The sequence below is a fragment of the Aminobacter sp. BE322 genome (assembly GCF_050433525.1).
In the GTDB taxonomy this organism is placed as follows: Bacteria; Pseudomonadota; Alphaproteobacteria; order Rhizobiales; family Rhizobiaceae; genus Aminobacter.
Genome location: NZ_JBNPXB010000004.1, coordinates 281,227 through 302,654 on the forward strand (window position 1 = coordinate 281,227; position 21,428 = coordinate 302,654).

Here is a 21,428-nt window from a genome sequence, read left to right on the forward strand (position 1 = left end):
AAAAAGCCCGCTCGCGGCGGGCTTTCTTGATGCGGCAAGAATTGGTTCGGTCAGGCGGCCGAGCGGCTCTCGGCAATGACGCCGACGATGTCGTTGACGACGGTTTCGACCAGCTGCGGGTCGTCGCCTTCGGCCATGACGCGGATCAGCGGCTCGGTGCCCGAGGGGCGGATGACGAGCCGGCCCGACGTGCCGAGCCGGTTGCGAGCCTCCTCGATGGCAGCCATCACCGGGGCTTCCTCCAGCGGCTTGCCGCCCGAGAAGCGCACGTTCTTGAGCAGTTGCGGCACCGGCTCGAAGGTGCGGCTGAGCTCGCTCATCGGCTTGCCCGAGCGCTTGATGCAGGCCAGCACCTGGAGTGCCGCCACCAGGCCGTCGCCGGTGGTGGAGAAGTCGGACAGCACGATATGGCCGGACTGCTCGCCGCCGATGTTCAGGCCGTGCGCGCGCATGTGCTCGACCACGTAGCGGTCGCCCACCTTGGTGCGGTGCAGTTCGAGGTTCATGCCGCCGAGGAAGCGTTCGAGCCCGAGGTTGGACATGACGGTCGCCACCAGGCCGCCGCCGGCGAGGCGGCCGCTCTGCTGCCACGACTGGGCGATCAGCGCCATGATCTGGTCGCCGTCGACGATGGTGCCGTTCTCGTCGACGATGACCACGCGGTCGGCGTCGCCGTCGAGCGCGATGCCGATGTCGGCGCGCACCTCGTGCACCTTCTTCTGCAGCCCGGCCGGATGGGTCGAGCCGCACTCATGGTTGATGTTGAAGCCGTTGGGCTCGACATTGATCGAGATCACCTCGGCGCCGAGTTCCCACAGCACGGCGGGCGCCACCTTATAGGCGGCGCCGTTGGCGCAGTCGACGACGATGCGCAGGCCGGCGAGCGACATGGAGCGGGGCAGGGTGCGCTTGGCGAATTCGATGTAGCGATCATGCACGCCGTCGACCCGCTTGGCGCGGCCGAGCCCGTCGGAATCGGCGAGCAGCGCCGTCACGTCATCGTCGAGCATCGCCTCGATGCGCTGCTCGATCTCGTCTGAGAGCTTGTAGCTGTCGGGGCCGAACAGTTTTATGCCGTTGTCGTGATAGGGGTTGTGCGACGCCGAGATCATCACCCCGATGTCGGCGCGCAGCGAGCGCACCAGCATGGCGACCGCGGGCGTCGGGATCGGGCCGAGCAGGAACACGTCCATGCCGGCGGCGCAGAGGCCGGAGACCAGCGCGTTCTCGATCATGTAGCCGGAAAGGCGCGTGTCCTTGCCGACGACGACGCGATGGCGATGGCTGCCGCGCTGGAACGAAAGCCCGGCGGCCATGCCGACCTTCATGGCGACTTCCGCCGTCATCGGAAATTTGTTGGCCCGGCCGCGAATGCCGTCGGTGCCGAAATAGCGTCCTGCCATCTTGCCTGTCCCCGTGGTGTCCACCCGTTTTTGCTTTGCCACAGTTGCCACCCGGAAAAACATCACTTTTGGTGATTTTATGTCATAAAACCTTAGAAAATGGTTGGGGTTTTGGCGCTCTTGGGTCGAGGTCAGCCGCCGTCGCGCTCTGACGGATCACAGCGGCTAGCCAAGGTGCGCATGAAAAACGTGACGCAATTCAGAATGTGCTGTGCCTCAGCGTCCGTATAAAAAGACTCTACGTGCATGGTACTATTTCGCCAGGGATTTCTAATGGCGTCGAGCGAGGCGTAAAGCGCTTCGAACGCAGCGCCATCACTGTTAGGCAGGCGTACCCTTGGCGGAAAGAGAGTATCTATTCTTTCTTTTATCTTCGAGAGAATAAGGCCCCAATTGCGATCTGCCGGCTTGATTGGATCTGGAATGTCAAGAATTCCCGATATCTTTTGAATGCCGATTTCAAGAATCCTCATAGAATGAAAGACGCTTGCGGTGGGGCGTTGCAAAGCTAGGCACTTTGCGGCCTCCTCCAATTCGCGCGCCGCATCTGGAAAGAATGTAAGAATATCCCATCCGACAAGCTGGTTTGCATCAGAAAAGAGGAACTTTTGACTTCTGTTTAGGATCACAAATGAAACCAGTTGGCATTCATCCCGAAGCCGACTTTCGACGTCTTCAATAGTGTCACGAATGTCGCCCATCGTTACATTTAGCAGTGGGTCATTCAGACGGATTTTCATGCGTCCTGCAGCCATTGCTGCGACTTCGGCGCCGACGAACAGGGTTGCGTCCTCAAGATCCTGGAAATTTGACGCCAGCATTGTCCGGATCGTTTCCACGACCATTTCGGTTCTGCCGCTTTCGTCAAATTGGTCGATTACAGTTTTTACACGTCGCACCTCTCCCATTGTGTCCAAGAACTTGGCGGCATTCAACTCAAGCATAGGTTAAGTCTCGCGCTTTGGAGAACGAAGCAATCAAGCATCACTATACACTGCGAGTCTCAAAGCAAAAACGCCGCGGAGTTCCCCCGCGGCGTTTTGCATTCCACCAATAGTCCTGACCCCGGTCAGTTCGACGGCTGGGGTTCCATGCCGCCTTCGGGCTCTTCGCCCTTCTTCTTGCCGCGGGTCGAGCCGGCCTTCGGCACGGCCGAGCCGCGCGAGGTCGGGGTGTCGTCGCCGAGATCGCGCGAGGGCTTGTTGCCGGCGATCAGTTGCTTGATCTCCTCGCCCGACAGCGTCTCGTATTCGAGCAGGCCCTCGGCGAGCGCGATCCAGTCCTTCTTCTTCTTGGTCAGGATGGAACGGGCGCTCGTATAGGCGTCGTCGATCAGGCGGCGCACTTCGGCGTCGATGATCTGCGCGGTCTCCTCGGAGACGTTCTGGGTGCGCGCCACCGAGTGGCCGAGGAACACCTCTTCCTGGTTCTCGCCATAGGCGACCTGGCCGAGCTTGTCGGAGAAGCCCCAGCGGGTGACCATGGCGCGCGCCAGCTTGGTCGCCTGCTCGATGTCGGAGGAGGCGCCCGAGGTGATGTTCTCCTTGCCGAACTTGATCTCCTCGGCGACGCGGCCGCCCATCATGATGGCGAGGCGCGAGACCATGTACTTGTAGCTCATCGAGTAGCGGTCGCCCTCGGGCAGCTGCATGACCATGCCGAGCGCGCGGCCGCGCGGGATGATGGTCGCCTTGTGCAGCGGGTCGGCCGCCGGCACGTTGAGGGCCAGGATGGCGTGGCCGGCCTCGTGATAGGCGGTCAGCTCCTTCTCGGCCTGGGTCATGGCCGAGGAGCGGCGCTCCGCGCCCATCATGATCTTGTCCTTGGCGTCCTCGAATTCGGCCATGGTGACCAGCCGCTTGTTGCGGCGGGCGGCCATCAGCGCCGCCTCGTTGACGAGGTTCATCAGGTCGGCGCCCGAGAAGCCCGGGGTGCCGCGCGCCACCGTCTTGAGGTCGACGTTGGGAGCCAGCGGCACGTTGCGGACATGCACCTTGAGGATCTTCTCGCGGCCGACGATGTCGGGGTTCGGCACCACGACCTGGCGGTCGAAGCGGCCCGGACGCAAGAGCGCGGGGTCGAGGACGTCGGGACGGTTGGTCGCGGCGATCAGGATGATCGACTCGTTGGCCTCGAAGCCGTCCATCTCGACCAGCAGCTGGTTCAGCGTCTGCTCGCGCTCGTCGTTGCCGCCGCCGAGGCCGGCGCCGCGATGGCGGCCGACCGCGTCGATTTCGTCGATGAAGATGATGCAGGGCGCGTTCTTCTTGGCCTGGTCGAACATGTCGCGGACGCGGCTGGCGCCGACGCCGACGAACATCTCGACGAAGTCCGAGCCGGAGATGGTGAAGAACGGCACGTTGGCTTCGCCGGCGATGGCGCGGGCGAGCAGCGTCTTGCCGGTGCCGGGAGGGCCGACGAGCAGCACGCCGCGCGGGATCTTGCCGCCGAGGCGCTGGAACTTCTGCGGGTCGCGCAGGAACTCGACGATCTCTTCAAGGTCTTCCTTGGCCTCGTCGACGCCGGCGACGTCCTGGAAGGTGACGCGGCCATGCGCCTCGGTCAGCAGCTTGGCCTTGGACTTGCCGAAGCCCATGGCGCGGCCGGAGCCCGACTGCATCTGGCGCATGAAGAAGATCCACACGCCGAGGATCAGGATCATGGGCAGCCACGAGAGCAGCACGCTGAAGATCGAGCCGGAACCGTCGTTCTCGGGACGGGCGTTGATGGTGACGTTCTTCTCCTCGAGCCGCGACACCAGCGTCGGGTCGCCGGGCGAGTAGGTCTGGAAGCCGGTCGAATTGTCGATATAGGTGCCGCTGATGCGGTCGCCGGCGATCGTCACCGTCTTGATACGGCCTGACGAAAGCTCCTGCAGGAACTGCGAATAGGCTACTTCGCTCGACGCGCCGCGGGTCTGCGGGGTCTGGAACAGATTGAACAGGGCGATGAGCAGAACGGCTATGATCGCCCACAGCGCGAAGTTGCGATAATTCGGATTCATCGAATGTCCCGTCGGCGTCCAGGGTGAACGCACTTGGTGAGAGTAAGCTTGCCCCTAACATAGGGACGGGCTGCCACATTGCCAAGCGCGTCCCTAAGTCTCGGTTAAGCTCCGACGCCATTGTGGCTGCGGCATGGCGGGGCCGGAACCACAGTCGCGCCGAGCAATTTTGCGACCGCGCGGGCGACCTCGAGATCGAAGCCCGGCAGGAAGCGCGACCATGGGGCCGCAAGCGGCAAGGCTTCGGGTGCGGCGACCCTGCCGACAAGCTCTTCGCCGCGCCACAGGGCCGGTTCCGCCGCGAGCGCAGACCTTGCAAGGCTTTCGGGAGCATCGCCCGCTTCGACGGCGCGTTTTGCGGCCGCGCTGCCGAGCGGCGCTAGCGTATGTTGGCCGAGATCGAGCCGGGCGGCGATGCGGTAGCGGCCGTCCCAGGTGCCACCGCGCTGCGGTGCCGGGGCGGGCAGGCCGCGCGCCTCGCGCAGCAGGAAAATGCCCGTTCGGCGGGCGTCGATCAGCGCGCGCGACAATGTGGCGCGGCGGGGTTTTTCCTGCCGTCCGGCCTCCGCCAGCCGCACATGCAGGCCGGTTGCCCGCCGCTCGTCCGGCAGCTGCGACGTGCCGCCGGCGACGGCGGCCAGGATGCGCAGGGCATAGACGGCGGCCTCCTTGTCGGCGGCGGTCGGGAAGGCGGGATCGAGGCGGATCAGCCCGGGCCCGGCCCGGCTCGCATGTCGGTCGATCAGCTGCGCCGCCCGCCGGCCGAGATCGGCGCGCGCCGCCCCGGCCTGTCGCGCTTCGGCAAGAGTCGCTTCGATGCGGCCTTCGTCGTCCCTGAGCGTGCTGCGCAGGCGCGGGCGCTCATAGCTTTCGTTGACATTGGTCGGGTCGTCCAGCCAGCCGATGGCTTGCGCCCGCAGCGCCTCGCGCAGCCGCTCGCGCCGAACGCCGAGAAGCGGGCGCAGAATCCAGATGTTGCCGTCGAACAACGTCGCGGCCGCCATGCCGGCGCTGCCGCGGCCGGCGCCGCGCGCCGCGCGCATCAGCACCGTCTCGGCCTGGTCGTCGGCCGTATGGCCCGTCACGATGACGGCTGCGCCGGCTTCGCGTGCCGCCTGCGCCAGAAGCTCGTAGCGCGCATCGCGCGCCGCGGCCGGCACACCGCTCGCGGGCTTGTCACCGGTCCAGACCATGGTGCGGTGGTCGATGCCGCGGGCGGCGCAGAATTGGGCGACCTGATCGGCCTCGGCACCCGAGCCCGGGCGCAACCCATGGTCGACGGTGACGGCAAGCAGCCGCGCCGAGGGCGCGTGCAGGTCGAGGTGGGATTTGAGAAGGACGAGGAGGGCGGTGGAATCGCTGCCGCCGGAGACCGCTGCGACGACCGCGCGCTGCGCGGCGAAGTCGAATTCGGAGAAATTGCGGAGAAGGTCGGCTTCGATCACCGGCGTCAGCACGCGGCGAGAGCCCGTTCCTGCTTGACCCGTTCCTTGATGGCGCCGGAGGCGTTCGGGTAGCGCTTGCCGATCTCGTTGAAGGTGGCGCAGGCGACGTCGCGCTGCTTGAGGCCGACCAGCGAGATGCCGAGCTTGAGCATCATCTCGGGAGCCTTCTTGGACTTCGGATATTCCTTGCTGGCGCTGAGGAAGGTCTCCGCCGCGTCGCGGTACTTCTTCTGGCCGAGCTGCGCTTCGCCGAGCCAGAAGCGCGCGTCGGCCGTCTTGGGGTCGGCCGGGAAGCGGGAGATGTGGTCGCGGAATCCCTGCTCGGCCGTGCTGTAGTCGCCCGACAGCACGAACTGGTAGGAATTGCGGTAGAGTTCGTCCGGATCGTCGGTCGCGGGCAGGGCGGCGACATCCGTGCCGGTGGAGTCGCCGGCGGCCGGTGCTGCTGGCTGCACCGCAGGCGCGGGCGCGGTCTCGACATGTTCGTTGGCGGAGCCGGAAACCACGTTGCCGTTGGCGTCGACGGTGATGGTGCCGAAGGTCCGCGGCGGCGCGCCGGTGCCCGGGGCGGCCTGGCCGGGCTCGCCCGTGCCCTGCTCCACGATCACTTCCCCGCCGGTCTGGTCGTCGCCCGCTGCGGGCGACGCCGTGCCGGCCGCCTGCTGCGACTGGCTGGGTCGAGGCGCCGCGGGCGCCTCGACGATGGAGCTGTTGGAATTGCCGGAGGCGTCGGACTTCTTCTGCTGCCCGCCGGTGCCCTCGAGCTCCTGGAAGCGGAACTCGTTGTCTTCCTGCATCTTCCGCAACTGCTCCTGCATCTGCAGGATCTGGAAGTTCAGTTCCTCGAGCGAGCCGTTGAGCTTGCGGATCTGCTCTTCGAGGGCGGTGACGCGCGGATCGCCCGCCTGGGCGAGCTGCATCGTGCCTTCGTTGCTCTGGCTCTTGCTGCCGAACACGCCCGGCAGGCCGATCTTGGGAAGGTCGATGCCGATGCCGTCGCGCGCATGCGCCGCGGCCCCGGTTAAGAGAAGGAGGGCAAGTGTGCCGCTCAGGATCGATCGAAAATGCATTAGCCTCTCGCCGTGGAACCGAAATGATTGCTTCGCGCCGATGCGCCCGCATCATTTATCAGGACGCGAGACTTCGGCCAAATTTTGTTTCGGCAGCCGGGCAAAACAAAAGGCGGCCCGCAGGCCGCCTTTCAAGTTCAGGTGTTGCAGTCTTGCCGCTATCAGCTGCCGGCGCCCGAAAGCGTCGTCACGGCGCGGCGGTTCTGCGACCAGCAGGAGATGTCGTCGCAGACGGCGACGGGGCGTTCCTTGCCGTAGGAGATGGTCTTGATGCGGTTGGCGGCGACGCCCTGCGAGGCGAGGTAGTCGCGGGTCGCGGCGGCGCGGCGGGCGCCGAGTGCGAGGTTGTACTCGCGGGTGCCGCGCTCGTCGGCATGGCCTTCGACGACGATCGCGTACTGGCGATACTGGTTCAGCCACTGTGCCTGGCGGGCGAGGATGCCCTGCGCGTCGGCGCGGATCGACGAGGAGTCGGTGTCGAAGAAGATGCGGTCGCCGACGTTGACGGTGAAGTCCTGGCTCGAGCCGGGTGTGGCCGCGCCGGCGCCGCCGAGGCCGAGGTCGGCGGCACTGTTGGGGCTCTTCTTCGAGGCGCAGCCGGCGATTGCCATGGTGGCGACGAGGGCCACGACGACGGGGTTAGTTGCAAATTTTGCGATACGGCGCATGCCGCCTCTCCTTCGCATTCGAGTGATTTCGTTGAACGTCCAGTAACCACGTTGCAGTTAATGGCCATTCAAGAAACATGGTTAAAAATTCGTTGCCGTCAGCCTATGCGTCCCCGCGCCGCGACACCGTCGTAGCAATTTCGCCGCGCAGCCTAGGCCGAAATACGGCGGAAAGGCGGCATCATTGCTCAAATGATGCCGCCTGTTTCGATTGGTCGCGCTCTGGCGGCAGGGTTAGCGGTCTCAATCGAGCAGGGGCGACCAGGCCGGGTCGGACGCGAAGCCCTGGGTCGGGATCGCCTGCTCGTTGCGACCGGTCAGGTCGATCGAGAAGAGCCTCGGACCACCGCCGCCGGGAGCGTCGCGGAAGAACATCAGCACGCGGCCGTTCGGTGCCCAGGTCGGGCCTTCCTGCTGGAAGCCGGTCGACAGGATGCGCTCGCCCGAACCGTCGGTCTTCATCACGCCGATCTGGAACTGGCCGCCCGACTGCTTGGTGAAGGCGATCAGGTCGCCGCGCGGCGACCACACCGGCGTCGAGTAGCTGCCGCCGCCGAAGGAGATGCGCGTCTGGCCCGAACCGTCGGCACCCATGACGTAGATCTGCGGCTGGCCGCCGCGGTCGGAGGTGAAGACGACCTTGGACCCGTCGGGCGCATAGGACGGCGAGGTGTCGATGGCGCTGGAGTTGGTGAGGCGCGTGGTCGTGCGGCTGCGCAGATCCATCGAGAAGATGTTCGAATTGCCGTCGTCACGCATCAAGCTCATGATCACGCGCTGGCCGTCGGGCGAGAAGCGCGGGGCAAACGTCATGCCGGGGAAATTGCCGACGAGTTCGCGCTGGCCGGTCTCGATCTGCAGCAGGTAGACCTGCGGCTGACCGCTCTCGTAGGACATGTAGGTGATTTCCTGGCGCGTCGGCGAGAAGCGCGGGGTCATCGCAATCGCGCGGCCGTCCGACAGGTAGCGCACATTGGCGCCGTCCTGGTCCATGATCGCCAGGCGCTTCTTGCGCTGCTGCTTGGAGCCGGATTCGTCGATGAACACGACGCGGGTGTCGAAATAGCCCTTCTCGCCGGTCAGCCGCTCATAGATCGCGTCGGCGATGATGTGGGCGATGCGGCGCGAATTGGCCTTGTTGGCGAAGAACTGCTCGCCGGCCAGCTGCTGTCCGGCAAAGGTGTCCCACAGCCGGAACTCTGCCCTCAGCCTGCCGTCGGCCTCCTGGCTGACGCGGCCCGTCACCAGCGCCTGGGCGTTGATCACCTTCCAGTCCTCGAAGCGCGGCGCGACGTCCGGATTGGAGATCTTCTCGATGAAAGCACCCTTGTCGATCGGCGCGAACAGGCCCGAGCGCTGCAGGTCGGCAGCGACGATGCCGGCAATCTCGGCGCCGAGCGCGTCGCCCGACAGGAAGTCGGTGATCGCGATCGGCAGCGGCTCGATATTGCCCTTGTTGACGTCGATCTCGACCAGCGCGCGCGCAGGCAGGGTTGCGAATGCGGTCATGCCGCTCGCCATGGCGCCGATCAGAAGGATCGCTTTGATGAATTGCTTCATTAGACAGGCCTCTTCAGTTCCGGATGAGCGGGCGGCGCTCAGAACATTTCGCTTGGATCGAAATTGACGATGACATCCGCCCAGGCTTCGTATTTGTCGGCGGGCAGGTTGTAGGGCGCGCACTGCAGCACCGCGCGGCGCGCCGATTCGGCGGCGGCGCGTTCGATGCCGGCGGAGCCGCCGCCGGAGATGATTTCCGGACGGCCTTCGATCTCGCCGCTCTGGCTCAGCTTGAACTGGATCGACACGCGCAGGTTCTGGGCGTCGGCGGCGCCCGCCGGCACGTTCCAGCAGCGCTGGATTGCCCCGCGCAATGCGTCCATCTCGCTCTGGCTCAGCTTCGAGCCGCCGGTATCCTTCTTGCCGCCCAGCGACGCCTGCTCGGTCGAACGCTTGGCGCCGCCACCCGACGGCTTCTCCTTGTTGAGCAGTGCTGCGACCTCGTCGGCGTCGAACTGCTTTTCCTCGGACTTCGGCTTGGCTGAAGCCTGCTGGGTCTGCTTGTCTTCCTGCTTGCGGTCGGGCGTCTTGGCCGTCTGCGCCTGCGGCGGCTTGGGCTTCGCCTCCGGCGCCGGCGCATTTTCAGGCAGCTTCACGGCTTCCGCCTCGGCCTGGTCGGAGACGATCGTCTCGGCCACCGGGTCCGGCTTCACTTCCTGCTTGGGCTGCGGCTCGGGCGTCACCTCGGTCGCCGGCACCGGCGCCGGCTTCTGCTCGGCCTGCTTCACCGGCTCGGGCTTCGGCTTCTCCACGGGGGTGGGCTTCAGCTCGGGCTTGGGCGAGGGCGGCGGCGCGCCGGTCGTCTCGACCTGCTTCTTGGTCGGTTCGGGCGTCGGCGGCTTGTCGCTGTCGATCTGGTTGTCGCCGACATTCTGCGCATCGGCGACGATGTCGGGCCGCTTGGTCGGGGTCGGGGCCGGCTTCTCGTTGGCCGGCGCCTTCTTGTCGCCCTTCTGGATCTGGGTGATCGATTCCACCGGCACGATGTCGACCGGCAGCGCCTCGACGTCGGCGACCTCCAGAGCCGAGGGCGCGGACAGCGAGAACAGGCCGAAGCCCAGCACCGCTGCATGCAGGACCACAGATGTCGCGAGGCCGGTCTTCATTTTTCGGACTACTGGTCCTGTTCCTGCAGCGTGACGAGGCCGATGTTGCGGAAGCCGGCGGCGGAAATGCGCGCCATCACCTGCATCACGGTGCCGTAGTCGGCGGTCTTGTCGCCGCGCACGTAGATGCGCTCCTCATAGCCGGTCTTGGCGATGGCCTCGAGTTTCGGCACGACTTCCTCGATCGCGAGCTCGGTTTCCTGCAGGTAGATCTGGCCGCCCTGGTTGACCGAGACGGTGATCGGCTGGGTATCGGAATTGAGCGCCTTGGCCTGCGTTTCCGGCAGGTCGATCGGCACGCCCACAGTCATCATCGGTGCGGCCACCATGAAGATGATGAGCAGCACCAGCATGACGTCGACCAGTGGGGTGACGTTGATCTCGGACACCAGCGTATGGCGGCGTCCCCGCCGCCCGCGTCCGCCGCCACCTGCGCCAACTGACATTCCCATGATCTACTCCTCAGGCTGCCCGCTGCGCGACTTTTTCATCGATTTGGCGCGACAGTATGGCGGAGAACTCGTCGGCGAAGCCCTCCATGCGCGCGGCGATCTTGCCGGCATCGGATGACAGCTTGTTGTAGGCGATGACGGCGGGAATGGCGGCGAGCAGGCCGATGGCCGTTGCCAGGAGCGCCTCGGCGATGCCGGGGGCGACGACGGCGAGATTGGTCGACTTCGAACCGGCGATCGCCTGGAACGAGGTCATGATGCCGACCACGGTGCCGAACAGGCCGATGAAAGGGGCGGCCGAACCGATGGTGGCGAGGAAGCCGAGGCGGCCTTCGAGCCGCTCCATCTCGCGCGTCAGCGCCAGGTCCATCGCCTTGTCGATGCGGGTCTGCAGGCCGAGCGGCGACTTCGCGCCCTTCTCGAAGCTCTTCTTCCACTCGCGCATGGCGGCGACGAAGATCGCGCTCATGCCCGTGGTCTTGCGGTCCGACAGGTTGCGGTATAGCTCCTCGAGCGACTGGCCAGACCAGAAGATCTGCTCGAAGCGGTTCAGCGCCGCGCGCATGCGGTTGTAGGAGATCACCTTGTCGATGACGATGGCCCAGGTCCAGACCGAGGCGCCGAGCAGGCCGAGCATCACCAGCTTGACGACCCAGCCGGCCTGCCAGAACAACGCCCAAATCGACAATTCTGCGCCGGTCTGGGCGAGAGGTAGGTTTTCCATCTTGAAACAGTCCTTAAGATTTCCGGGCCTGGCTACTCGACCTGCTTGGAGCTCCGGACGCGGCTACGCCGAGGCGGCGTCGACATCGCTGTCCCAAGTTCAAAACAGGCTCATGGCTAGCCCATGCGCATCATCCCATTTGGTCCGTTCGCGCGAAGCTTCCGGAAGTGCCCCAAATGCGCCTTTCGCGGCCTTTTCGGAGCGAAATTTGGTGAAAGGAAGGCCGCACCGAAATCCTTACGACTTTCACTTGGCCCTTAATGGACCGTTATGGTTAAGGATGGGTTAGGATATGCCGCGCTGCGGCATGACTCTGCGGCAGCTTGCGGGTTGGTGGCCGGAATTGCTTGGGAACGTCTTCAGCGTCCGCCCTGCGGCATGAAGGCGGCGATCCATTCCTTGGGAAAGCGCCTCGGGCGGCCATTCTCGCCGATGATCGCCGCCTCGACGCGCGCCTCGACCAGCACTTCGTCGCCGCGCTTGAGCTTTTGGGCCATGGTGATGCGCGCGCCCGAAATTTCCTCGGTGCTGGTGTCCACGGTGAGGATGTCGTCGATCCTTGCCGGGCCGCGGAAGTCGATCTCCATGCGGCGCACCACCCAGACGATCTTCTCGCCGTGCTTGCCGTCATGCAGTTCGGTGTGGTGTACGCCGGCGAGGCGCAGGAAATCCGAGCGGCCGCGCTCGAAGAATTCGAGGTAGCGGGCGTGGTAGACGACGCCGGAAAAGTCGGTGTCGGCGTAATAGACCCGCGCCATCAGCCGATGACCGAAGGGCGTCAGCGCCCCGGAAAGCCCGGCGGCAAGCACGTCCTGTTCAGCATGATTGGGCATCGATGGTCCTTCTTCCGGTTCGCGGGCGCTGTCCGCTTGCGACCGATGACAGGCATGGACGCGCCGATCAAGGGCTCTGCCGCCATCGCCATGTTGCGGCAGGCGGCACCGTCTCGCGTCAGTCCTCTTCCTGGAACAGGTTGATCTGCTGGACGGCCAGGTCGCGCGGCATGTCGAGCCCGAGATGCTTCCAGGCATTGGCGGTCAGCATGCGCCCGCGCGGCGTGCGCTGGATGAAACCCTGCTGGATCAGGTAGGGCTCGATGATGTCCTCGATCGCGTCGCGCGGCTCGGAGAGGCCCGCGGCGATGGTCTCGATGCCGACGGGGCCGCCGCCGAAATTCAACGCGATCATCGTCAGGTAGCGCCGGTCGAGCTGGTCGAGGCCGAGCGAATCGACCTCGAGCCGCGACAGCGCCTCGTCGGCGATGCGGCGGTCGACCGGACCGGATCCGGCAACGGCGGCGAAGTCGCGCACGCGGCGCAAGAGGCGTCCGGCGATGCGCGGCGTGCCGCGGGCGCGGCGGGCGATCTCGATGGCGCCGTCGTCGGCGAGCGGCATGCCGAGGATGCGTGCGCCGCGGCGAACGATCAGCTCGAGTTCCTCGACCGTATAGAAGTTGAGCCGCGTCGGGATGCCGAAGCGGTCGCGCAGCGGATTGGTGAGCAGGCCGAGCCGCGTGGTCGCGGCGACCAGCGTGAACTTGGCGAGGTCGATCTTCACCGAGCGCGCCGCCGGGCCCTCGCCGATGATCAGGTCGAGCTGGTAGTCCTCCATCGCCGGGTAGAGGATTTCCTCGACGGCGGGGTTCAGCCGGTGGATCTCGTCGATGAACAGCACGTCGCGTTCCTCGAGATTGGTCAGCAGTGCTGCGAGATCGCCGGCCTTGGCGATGACCGGGCCCGAGGTCGAGCGGAAGTTGACGCCGAGTTCGCGCGCCATGATCTGCGCGAGCGTCGTCTTGCCCAGGCCGGGCGGACCGACGAACAGCACGTGATCGAGCGCCTCGCCGCGCTGCTTGGCCGCCTCGATGAATATCTTGAGGTTGGCGCGCGCCGCAGCCTGGCCGACAAAGTCGTCCAAAGTCTGCGGACGCAGGCTGGCATCGGCGTCCTCGCCGCGCTTTTCCGGAGTGATGAGGCGGGTGGGCGTGTTCACGTAAGCAGTTCCATGGAGGGGATCGATTTGGCGGCCGACTGGTCGAAGGTGACGGTTCGGGAGCAGCCGAGCTGCAGATTGTGTTCGGCGATGAGCGCGTCGGCAAAGTCCACCTGTGGCGCGTTGGCACGCTCTAGTGCACGGACGATCGCGTCGAAGTCCTCGAAGGCCAAGCTCTTGATCTTGAGCAACCGGTGTATCGCCGCAAGCGTCTGCTCCTTCGATTGCCTGTAGCGTGACATCAGGGCCCAACTGAACTCGACCAACACGATCAGGCTGACGAAACCGGGATCGTCTTCGCTCAAGCCGTTGCCGAACGCGAGGGCCTTTGCCCGCTGGTTCGGATCGTCGTTCAGCACCATGCGCAGCAGGATGTTGGTGTCGAGGCCGACCTGGGTCACGCTGCGTCCTCGTCCGTGATCGCTTGCTCGCCGAGCGCATGCCTGCCGACGGCTTCACGTACCGCGGCGTCGATCTCCTCCAGCGTTGCCGGCCCACCGGGCGGCTCGCCGAGGAAGCCGGCCAGATCTGCGAAGGTCAGGTTGCGCGGCGTGCCGACCAAATGATTGTCGACGACCGTCCAGGCGATGGTGTCGCCCGGCTTCAGCGTCAGGGCGTCGCGAACCTCCTTCGGGATCGTGAGCTGGCCCTTCGAGGTCAAGGTGGCTTCGCCGCCCATGTGCCTTACTCCCAGCGAGAATCCTTACATTTCAAATATAGTAAGGAAGGAGGAAATCGACAACCAGTCACCGCGCCAGCTCCTTCAAGCCGAAGCGGATCAGCTTGGAGGAAGCTGCGTTCTCACCTGCCGTCTTCATTGCCGCCACCACCACGCCTGGCCGACGAAATCGTCCAAGGTCTGCGGACGCAGGCTGTTGTCGGCATCCTCGCCACGCTTGTCGGGGGAGGTGAGGTGGGGGCTATTGGCTACCAAGTCTTGCCTCAATCTGCTTCAGTTCCACTTCCGGCCAAGCCCAGTGTGGATCCGGCTCAAAATGCCCCCAATTGCGCTCGTAAATGCTGATTAGCTCGGGCTGGATACGACGAACTTCCCGGTAACATTCGATGAATGCTCGGCGTGGGGTGTCAAAGTCTCCGATCAAGAAGTCTCGTTCGTAGGGGTAACGCCAGTCAATGAAATAGGTGTCGATCTCCGCTGCACGCTTGTGCAGCGTTGGCAATTTGCTGCGAACTTCATCAGGAAGCTTAGCGACGAGCTCAGCTAGGCCGTGGCCCCGACTAGACGCCTTCCCAAGGGAAAGAATGAGCTTCAGTGCGATTTCAACTGAAAGCGCATAGCTCACGATGCGTGGCGCATTCACACTGTGGGTGCCATAGGGACCAAACCTGAGATCGGGCGCACATCGCTCGCCCGTCAGAAAGAAGGCTGTCGCAGTATCAAGCATTCTTTGGTAGTCAATCGCGCTCACCGCGCCAGCTCCTTCAGGCCGAAGCGGATCAGCTTGGACGAGTCGGCGCCTTCGCCGGCCGTCTTCATCGCAGCGGCCACGGCATTGGCGGCGATGTCGCGGGAGTAGCCGAGGTTGACCAGCGCCGACACGGCGTCGGCGACAGGGGCGGGGGCCACGCCTTCGCCCAGTTCCTGCTTGAGGCCGATGGTGCCCGAGGCCGCGCCGGCATAGGCCGGCGCCTTGTTCTTGAGCTCCGTGACGATGCGCTCGGCGACCTTCTTGCCGACGCCCGGCGCACGGCTCACCATGGCGATGTCGCGCAGCGCGATCGCGTTGGCGAGGTCGGCCGGGGCCAGCGTCGACAGCACTGCCAGCGCCACCTTGGCGCCGACGCCCTGGACGTTGTTCTGCAGCAGGCGGAACCACTCGCGCTCCAGCTCCGACTGGAAGCCGTAGAGCCGGATCATGTCCTCGCGCACATAGGTCTCGATGTGGAGAACGGCTGCCTCGCCGGGCCCAGACAGCGAAGCCAGCGTGCGCGCCGAGCAATAGGCGACGTAGCCCACGCCATGGACGTCGAGCACGCAGTAGTCCTCGCCGATTTCGTCGACGGTGCCCTTCAACTTGCCGATCATTTGGTGCGTCCCGTCATGGATGGGTATCAGGTGCGATGATGTCGAGGTCGGGGAAATAGCCACGATAGCGCGTGGCGTCGCGGGTCAACAGCCGGTGCCCCGCCACCTGCGCATGCGCCCCGATCAGGAAATCGGGCAGGGTGCGGTCGCGGCTGCCGCCATTCTGGCGATATGCCAGATGCGCCTTGCCTGCGGCGAAAGCGGCCTCATAGGGAATTTGCGCCTTGTGGATCGCGAGGCCTTCCAGCGATTCCGCCAGATCCGCTTCCGTCCTAAAGCGAACGGATATTTCCGACCAGATGACCGGATTGACGACAAGAGCGCCGACGCTTCCTTCCCGCACCAGACAGCTTCGCGACCAGGCGCTCGCCGGGCCGCCCTGGAACATGTCCAGGAAAATGTTGGAATCAACGAGGACCGAGGTCATCGCGCGGCCCCCTCAGCCACTCCATATATTCGTCTGTCGTCATGCCGCCGAGGTCGATCGTCCCGGCCACCTTGTCCGCCCAGGCACTGATGGCCTTTGCCCGACGCTGCCGCGCCTCGTCGTCCTCGAGTGCCACAAGCGTGACAACGTCGCCGGAAACGACAAAATCCACCTCCGAGCCGGGCTCGATGCCGAGCCGGTCGCGGATCTCCTTGGGGATCGTCACCTGGCCTTTAGTGGTCACACGCATGGTAATACCTCGTAGGTATTACTTATCTGCCGCGTGAGAACAAGTCAAGAACATCAGGCCTGGACAGCTGCTAGTTCGGCGAGCCTGTAGGCCGGGCTCTGGCGGTGGTGCGCATGGCAGATGGCGATCGCCAGCGCGTCTGCGGCGTCGGCGGTGTCGAAGCCGGCCTTGGGCAGCAGCACCTTGACCATCATGGCGATCTGCTTCTTGTCGCCGTGGCCGACGCCGATCACCGCCTTCTTGACGGCGTTGGGCGAATATTCGGCGACCGCCAGTCCGGCGCGGGCCGGCACCAGCATGGCGATGCCGCGCGCCTGGCCGAGCTTCAGCGTGGCGGTTGCGTCCTTGTTTACGAAAGTCGCCTCGACCGCGGCCTCGTGCGGCATCTCGCGATGGATCACGTCGGCGAGGCCGTCATGCAACTGGCACAGCCGGCTGGCGAGCGCCGCCTTGTCGTCGGAGCGCACCGTGCCGGCGGCAACGAAGCGCAGCGAATTGCCGAGCGATTCGATGATGCCCCAGCCGGTGCGCCTGAGCCCCGGGTCGATGCCTATGATGCGAATCGTCTCTCTCATCCGCGAACTCTATCGTCACGGAGGCAAGACGCCAGACAAATGTGAACAAACCGGAAACAATCCCCGTCAAGCGTCGGGGAACCGCGTCAGTTGCGGGCGAAGGCGGTGTTGAGCAGGTTGATCTGGTCGGAGACCGGATTGCTGCGGCGCATTGCCTGAACCGGCATCACGGTGGCGCCCGTCCCGTAGATCTCCTCGTCCATGCGCCGGACCAGCGCTTGCAGCCGCAGCGAGCGGCGCACGAGGTCGACGAAATCGGCGGGCAGCTCGTTCCAGCCGGCGGCATCGTCATGAGCGGAGGCGGTGTCCAGCCTGACCTTGGATTTTTCCGAGGCCACCTGGTCGCGGGTCATCTCGCCGGAATTGGCCGCCCGCTGCAGCAGCAACCAGGAGGCGATCTGCATCAGCCGTGTCGTCAACCGCATCGATTCGGCGGCATAGAGGGTTGCGGCAAGCCGCGACAGCTTCTTGGCCTCGACCCGGCCGGCGCCGTCGAGATATTCGGCCGCGCGCTCCACCAGCCCCATGCCCTCGTTGTAGAGGGGCTTGAAGGAGGGCGAAAAAACCCGCCGCTCGGCGAGCTTTATGGTGTTCGCGCTTTCCCTCGAAGGCTCGTTCATTACTGGTACCCTGCATCCCTGGCTCGCGGCCCGCCCGTCTCCAGCGACGGATTCTGCGCGCGCCTGCTCCTAATACGCCAAGCCCGTTGAAAATGCGCTTCCGCTCGTCTGAACGCAAGCGCATGTTTAACAAAGGGTTAACGCCACGGTTGGCCGGCAACTCCCCCGCACCTCGCGGCGCGAAAAAAAAGAGCCGCGGAAATGCGCGGCTCTCAGGAGTTTAACAGGGAGGCGTCAAACAAAGTGGCTCCAACCACTCGGTAAGAATCCAGATCACTGGATGCCCACAGTAAAACACCGGAATGCTTAATGGAGGCTTAAGGCTGGCGCCCAATTGTCCCGCACTGTCCCGGCACGGCACAGTGCCCGGCACGATCCCCTAGTTTGCCGGCTGCGACTTCCAGACGGTCGGCAGCGCGATGAACACGAACAGGAACATCGCCGCGTAGAAGCCCATCGACGAAGCCGCGACCACCGGTTCGATCGCCGGGTTGCCGCCGAGCAGGAAGAACAGGCCGACGAGCAGGCCGATGCCGCTCACCGCCGTCAGCCAGAAATGCACCGTCGCCAGCGCCTTGCCGCGGGCTGCCGGGAACAGGTGGTAGAAGAAGGCAAAGACCGACGACATCAGCCAGCCCGCCACCATGGTATGGGCGTGCACCGGCATCTGGCTGTGATCCTGGCTGATCGACATGTACAGCCCAAGTGCCATGCCGGCGAGTGCGTAGATGACGGCGAGCGTGAAGAAATTCCGTGCGACCCCTTGCATACCTTTGCTCCGATTGCCTTTTCCCCCCGCAGGGAATGGGTTGTTGAATGGGCGGACCGCGGCAAGCGGCCGGTACCGGCGCATTTGCACCGGCGATGTTTCCGCCGCATGCCGCGCGATCCGGCGGCTTGCTTCCGATGGTTACACTGGGGTTGGCGAGCCGGCCGTTTCCTCCCCACGGCCTGCTAGAGCCGCACCGCGGACTGGGCGGCGCGGTCAAGCATAGCATGACCCGGGCGGCCTTTGCCCCCGATCCGTGGGGAATGGGGCTGCCAAGAGTGGAATTCCACGGATTTCCGCGCCCGCGCGCGGCCCGAATACGGCCCGGAAACAAGGACGGCCTTCCGCCGACACACTGCCGAAACAGCCCCGGTGCTATCTGCCGCCGCCGAAAATCAGCGGTGCCTGAAGTGGCGGCCCGCCTCTTCGGCCAACCGGATGGAAAGGTTCGGAACGATGGATTTCTATTCAGTGGTGAAGTTCCTGCACGTCGTGGCGGCCATCGTCTGGGTCGGCGGCGGCTTTGCGCTCATGCTGCTTGCGGTGCGCGCCGACCGTGCCGGCGACACCCACGGCATGCTGCAGGTCATGCGCTCGGTCGGCGAACTCGGCAACAGGCTGTTCATGCCGGCCTCGCTGGCCACGCTGCTGCTCGGGCTCGTCATGTGCTGGTTCTGGGTCGGTTTCGCCGACCTCTGGATCATCATCGGCCTCGCCGGCTATGCGGCCACCTTCCTGATCGGCACGCTGGTGTTCAAGCCGACGGCCGACCGCATGGCCGCGCTCATCGCCCGCGACGGCGTCACGCCAGCCGTGCTGGACAACGGCCGCCGCATCCTCAAGGTGGCGCGTTTCGACTACGCGGTGATGCTGGTCATCGTCGCCGACATGGTGCTCAAGCCGACGCCATCCGACATGCCTGTCCTGCTGGCGATGGCCGCAGTGTTCGGGCTCGGCCTGTGGTCCGCCTTCGACGGGCTGCGTCCGGCTCAGGCTGCCGCCGCCTGAACGAAAATGCGGCGCCCGTCGGGCGCCGCCGTCACTAACCCTTGGCCATGTCGCGCAGGCGGAACTTCTGGATCTTGCCGGTCGAGGTTTTCGGGATCTCGGCGAAGATCACCGCCTTCGGCACCTTGAAGCGGGCGAGCAGCGAGCGGCAATGCTCGACGATCTCGGCCTCGGTCGCCGCCTTGCCCGGCTTCAGCTCGACATAGGCCACCGGCACCTCGCCCCACTTGTCGTCGGCGCGGGCGACCACGCCGCACGAAGCCACGGCAGGGTGCTTATAGAGCGCGTCCTCGACCTCGATGGACGAGATGTTCTCGCCGCCCGAGATGATGATGTCCTTGGAGCGGTCCTTGATCTGGATGTAGCCGTCCGGATGCATCACGCCGAGGTCGCCCGAATGGAACCAGCCGCCGGCGAAGGCCTCGTCGGTGGCTTGTGCGTTCTTGAGGTAGCCCTTCATGACGATGTTGCCGCGGAACATGACCTCGCCGATGGTCTCGCCGTCGGCGGCCGTCTTCTCCATCGTCTGAGGGTTCATCACCGTCAGGTCCTCGAGCGCGGCATAGCGCACGCCCTGGCGCGCCTTCCTGGCGGTGCGCGCACCCTTGTCGAGGCCGTCCCATTCCCCATGCCATTCGTTGACCACGGCGGGACCATAGGTTTCTGTGAGACCATAGAGGTGGGTGACGGCGAAGCCCGCGTCGGCCATGCCCGAAAGCACCGCCTCGGGCGGCGGGGCGGCCGCCGTGTTGAAGGTCACCGTCTGCGGGAACTCGCGCTTGTCCTCGTCCCTGGCGTTGATCAGCAGCGACATGACGATCGGCGCGCCGCAGAGATGGGTGACGCCGTGGTCGGCGATGGCATCGTACATCTGCCTGGCGCGCACCCAGCGCAGGCAGACATGCGTGCCCGCCTGCACGGCAAGCGTCCACGGGAAGCACCAGCCGTTGCAGTGGAACATCGGCAGCGTCCAGAGATAGACGCAGTGCTTGCCCATGCCGGCGTGGATGGTGTTGGTGTAGGCCATCAGGGCGGCGCCCCGGTGATGGTAGACCACGCCCTTGGGATTGCCGGTGGTGCCAGAGGTATAGTTGAGCGAGATCGCGTCCCACTCGTCGTCGGGCATGGACCAGGCGAAGGTCTCGCTGCCCGAGGCGACGAAGGCCTCGTAGTCGAGGCTGCCGATGCGCTCGCCCTTGGGGTAGGGGGCGTCCTCGGGATATTCCAGGTCGTCATAGTCGATCACCAGCGGCTTCACCTTGGCGCGCGCCAGCGCCTCCCGCATCACGCCGGAGAATTCGCGGTCGACGATCAGGAGCCTGGTCTCGGCATGGTCGAGCTGGAAGGCGATGATAGCCGCGTCCAGCCGCGTGTTGAGCGAATGCAGTACCGCCCTGGTCATCGGCACGCCGAAATGCGCCTCGAGCATCGGCGGGGTGTTGGAGAGCATCACCGTCACCGTGTCGCCCTTGCCGATGCCCTTGGCGGCAAGGGCCGAGGCCAGCTTCAGCGATCGTTGCCACAGTTCGCGATAGGTGAGGCGCTGGCTGCCGTGGATCACCGCGACATGGTCGGGAAAGGTCTTGGCCGCCCGCTCCAGGAAGCTCAGCGGTGTCAGCGGTTGGTGATTGGCGGGGTTCTTGTCGAGTCCATTATCATATTTGCCCACCATTTGCGTTCCTTGTCCTAGCTCGATCCGCACCTGATATTTAACACAGATTGTGTGACCGCCCTCACGAATCGAAGCACAAGGCACTGAGATCAAAGTGCGATTGGGATCTGGCTACAACCATAGTGCGAAATGCTGTATGCTGGTGGGCGAGGCTGCAATGAGCCAATCACAAGTGCATGGCGCGCAAGGTATGTTAGGATGCACAGATGAAATCTTCGAATTTGACCCCTGGAAAGATCGACACGTTCCTGAATTCGCTGCCCCAGGATCGCGAGCGTAAGTCTCTTTTGCGGGTCCTGTCGGAAGTCAATGGCCTGGCCCGGCCAGAAGAAGTCTATCGGGCTGTCGCGTCCCGCCGACCGTTGACTGCGGAACAGATGTCGCAAACAATTAAGCAAGCAATTATTGACGGGCTTGTTGACGTGCAGGGGGAGGGTCCGTCGACAAGAATAGGAATTACACCGTTCGGCCGTAAGATCGCTGTGGATTTCGAGTGATTTTGCCGCTCTGACACGGCGACCATAAAACCGCACGGAGGTTTTCAGAGTCCGTTTGGAAAGTCAGGGATGGGCATTCCGGCGTAGGAGGTTGCCGCCCATGGCGACGAGGATCATGGCCTGGGAGACGTCAATCCGC

24 protein-coding genes and 1 pseudogene are annotated in these 21,428 nt (G+C 64.8%); 2 read left to right on the forward strand and 23 right to left on the reverse strand.

Annotated elements, in window-relative coordinates; translation table 11 throughout:
* Nucleotides 1-50: 50 nt before the first annotated feature.
* The 22 genes and pseudogenes from glmM to J2X50_RS09540 form a co-directional block, all read right to left on the reverse strand.
* Complete coding sequence (gene glmM / locus J2X50_RS09435; protein WP_429094228.1) at nucleotides 51-1,403, reverse strand: phosphoglucosamine mutase; 1,353 nt, start codon at nucleotides 1,401-1,403, stop codon at nucleotides 51-53.
* Between the two features lie 131 nt (nucleotides 1,404-1,534).
* Nucleotides 1,535-2,347: a hypothetical protein gene (locus J2X50_RS09440; protein ID WP_429094230.1), complete on the reverse strand. Its 813-nt coding sequence runs from the start codon at nucleotides 2,345-2,347 to the stop codon at nucleotides 1,535-1,537.
* Nucleotides 2,348-2,472: 125 nt separating this feature from the next.
* Entirely contained in the window at nucleotides 2,473-4,407 is a 1,935-nt protein-coding gene (gene ftsH / locus J2X50_RS09445; RefSeq protein ID WP_429094232.1) for an ATP-dependent zinc metalloprotease FtsH, read from the reverse strand.
* Between the two features lie 104 nt (nucleotides 4,408-4,511).
* Nucleotides 4,512-5,864, reverse strand: a complete 1,353-nt coding sequence (tilS, locus tag J2X50_RS09450; RefSeq protein WP_429094234.1) for a tRNA lysidine(34) synthetase TilS — start codon at nucleotides 5,862-5,864, stop codon at nucleotides 4,512-4,514.
* A complete protein-coding gene (gene ybgF / locus J2X50_RS09455; protein WP_429094236.1) occupies nucleotides 5,858-6,922 on the reverse strand; it encodes a tol-pal system protein YbgF in 1,065 nt (354 codons plus the stop codon). The genes tilS and ybgF overlap by 7 nt, the downstream gene beginning before the upstream one ends.
* A gap of 161 nt (nucleotides 6,923-7,083) precedes the next feature.
* Nucleotides 7,084-7,590: a peptidoglycan-associated lipoprotein Pal gene (gene pal / locus J2X50_RS09460; protein WP_340037945.1), complete on the reverse strand. Its 507-nt coding sequence runs from the start codon at nucleotides 7,588-7,590 to the stop codon at nucleotides 7,084-7,086.
* Nucleotides 7,591-7,833: 243 nt separating this feature from the next.
* Complete coding sequence (gene tolB, locus J2X50_RS09465) at nucleotides 7,834-9,111, reverse strand: Tol-Pal system beta propeller repeat protein TolB (protein ID WP_429094271.1); 1,278 nt, start codon at nucleotides 9,109-9,111, stop codon at nucleotides 7,834-7,836.
* A gap of 77 nt (nucleotides 9,112-9,188) precedes the next feature.
* Complete coding sequence (locus tag J2X50_RS09470; RefSeq protein WP_429094238.1) at nucleotides 9,189-10,256, reverse strand: hypothetical protein; 1,068 nt, start codon at nucleotides 10,254-10,256, stop codon at nucleotides 9,189-9,191.
* Between the two features lie 8 nt (nucleotides 10,257-10,264).
* Entirely contained in the window at nucleotides 10,265-10,708 is a 444-nt protein-coding gene (tolR, locus tag J2X50_RS09475) for a protein TolR (protein WP_340037943.1), read from the reverse strand.
* Nucleotides 10,709-10,718: 10 nt separating this feature from the next.
* The gene (tolQ, locus tag J2X50_RS09480) at nucleotides 10,719-11,432 is read right to left on the reverse strand and encodes a protein TolQ (protein WP_429094240.1); all 714 of its coding nucleotides are present in this window, start codon (nucleotides 11,430-11,432) and stop codon (nucleotides 10,719-10,721) included.
* Between the two features lie 359 nt (nucleotides 11,433-11,791).
* Nucleotides 11,792-12,265 carry a tol-pal system-associated acyl-CoA thioesterase gene (gene ybgC / locus J2X50_RS09485; RefSeq protein WP_429094242.1) on the reverse strand — a complete coding sequence of 158 codons (474 nt, stop codon included), beginning with the start codon at nucleotides 12,263-12,265 and terminating at the stop codon, nucleotides 11,792-11,794.
* 118 nt (nucleotides 12,266-12,383) lie between these two features.
* Nucleotides 12,384-13,424, reverse strand: coding sequence for a Holliday junction branch migration DNA helicase RuvB (gene ruvB, locus J2X50_RS09490; protein ID WP_429094244.1), 1,041 nt, complete (start codon nucleotides 13,422-13,424; stop codon nucleotides 12,384-12,386).
* Entirely contained in the window at nucleotides 13,421-13,825 is a 405-nt protein-coding gene (locus J2X50_RS09495; RefSeq protein ID WP_429094245.1) for a PIN domain-containing protein, read from the reverse strand. Before J2X50_RS09495 ends, ruvB begins: the two co-directional genes overlap by 4 nt.
* Nucleotides 13,822-14,103: an AbrB/MazE/SpoVT family DNA-binding domain-containing protein gene (locus J2X50_RS09500; RefSeq protein ID WP_429094247.1), complete on the reverse strand. Its 282-nt coding sequence runs from the start codon at nucleotides 14,101-14,103 to the stop codon at nucleotides 13,822-13,824. The genes J2X50_RS09495 and J2X50_RS09500 overlap by 4 nt, the downstream gene beginning before the upstream one ends.
* Before the next feature lie 67 nt (nucleotides 14,104-14,170).
* Nucleotides 14,171-14,254, reverse strand: a pseudogene (locus tag J2X50_RS09505) (Holliday junction branch migration protein RuvA); the annotation flags it as partial.
* Between the two features lie 90 nt (nucleotides 14,255-14,344).
* Nucleotides 14,345-14,854 (reverse strand): HEPN domain-containing protein, encoded by a 510-nt coding sequence (locus tag J2X50_RS09510; protein WP_429094249.1) that lies wholly within the window; start codon nucleotides 14,852-14,854, stop codon nucleotides 14,345-14,347.
* Nucleotides 14,851-15,471, reverse strand: a complete 621-nt coding sequence (gene ruvA, locus J2X50_RS09515; protein WP_347966449.1) for a Holliday junction branch migration protein RuvA — start codon at nucleotides 15,469-15,471, stop codon at nucleotides 14,851-14,853. The genes J2X50_RS09510 and ruvA overlap by 4 nt, the downstream gene beginning before the upstream one ends.
* 13 nt (nucleotides 15,472-15,484) lie before the next feature.
* Entirely contained in the window at nucleotides 15,485-15,898 is a 414-nt protein-coding gene (locus tag J2X50_RS09520) for a type II toxin-antitoxin system VapC family toxin (protein ID WP_429094251.1), read from the reverse strand.
* On the reverse strand, nucleotides 15,879-16,148 hold the full coding sequence (locus J2X50_RS09525) for an AbrB/MazE/SpoVT family DNA-binding domain-containing protein (protein WP_429094253.1): 270 nt from the start codon (nucleotides 16,146-16,148) through the stop codon (nucleotides 15,879-15,881). The genes J2X50_RS09520 and J2X50_RS09525 overlap by 20 nt, the downstream gene beginning before the upstream one ends.
* Before the next feature lie 53 nt (nucleotides 16,149-16,201).
* Nucleotides 16,202-16,723, reverse strand: coding sequence for a crossover junction endodeoxyribonuclease RuvC (gene ruvC / locus J2X50_RS09530; protein WP_429094254.1), 522 nt, complete (start codon nucleotides 16,721-16,723; stop codon nucleotides 16,202-16,204).
* 86 nt (nucleotides 16,724-16,809) lie between these two features.
* Nucleotides 16,810-17,343 carry a DUF1465 family protein gene (locus tag J2X50_RS09535; RefSeq protein WP_429094256.1) on the reverse strand — a complete coding sequence of 178 codons (534 nt, stop codon included), beginning with the start codon at nucleotides 17,341-17,343 and terminating at the stop codon, nucleotides 16,810-16,812.
* Nucleotides 17,344-17,722: 379 nt separating this feature from the next.
* Nucleotides 17,723-18,112 (reverse strand): hypothetical protein, encoded by a 390-nt coding sequence (locus tag J2X50_RS09540; RefSeq protein ID WP_429094258.1) that lies wholly within the window; start codon nucleotides 18,110-18,112, stop codon nucleotides 17,723-17,725.
* 456 nt (nucleotides 18,113-18,568) lie between these two features.
* Here J2X50_RS09540 and J2X50_RS09545 point away from each other — a divergent pair, with 456 nt between their 5' ends.
* Nucleotides 18,569-19,120: a DUF2269 family protein gene (locus J2X50_RS09545; RefSeq protein WP_429094260.1), complete on the forward strand. Its 552-nt coding sequence runs from the start codon at nucleotides 18,569-18,571 to the stop codon at nucleotides 19,118-19,120.
* Between the two features lie 34 nt (nucleotides 19,121-19,154).
* On the opposite strand, the gene J2X50_RS09550 is transcribed toward J2X50_RS09545, so the two are convergent.
* On the reverse strand, nucleotides 19,155-20,792 hold the full coding sequence (locus tag J2X50_RS09550) for an acyl-CoA synthetase (RefSeq protein ID WP_429094261.1): 1,638 nt from the start codon (nucleotides 20,790-20,792) through the stop codon (nucleotides 19,155-19,157).
* 206 nt (nucleotides 20,793-20,998) lie between these two features.
* On the opposite strand from J2X50_RS09550, the gene J2X50_RS09555 reads away from it, so the two are divergent.
* Nucleotides 20,999-21,289: a hypothetical protein gene (locus J2X50_RS09555; protein WP_429094263.1), complete on the forward strand. Its 291-nt coding sequence runs from the start codon at nucleotides 20,999-21,001 to the stop codon at nucleotides 21,287-21,289.
* Nucleotides 21,290-21,428: the final 139 nt, after the last annotated feature.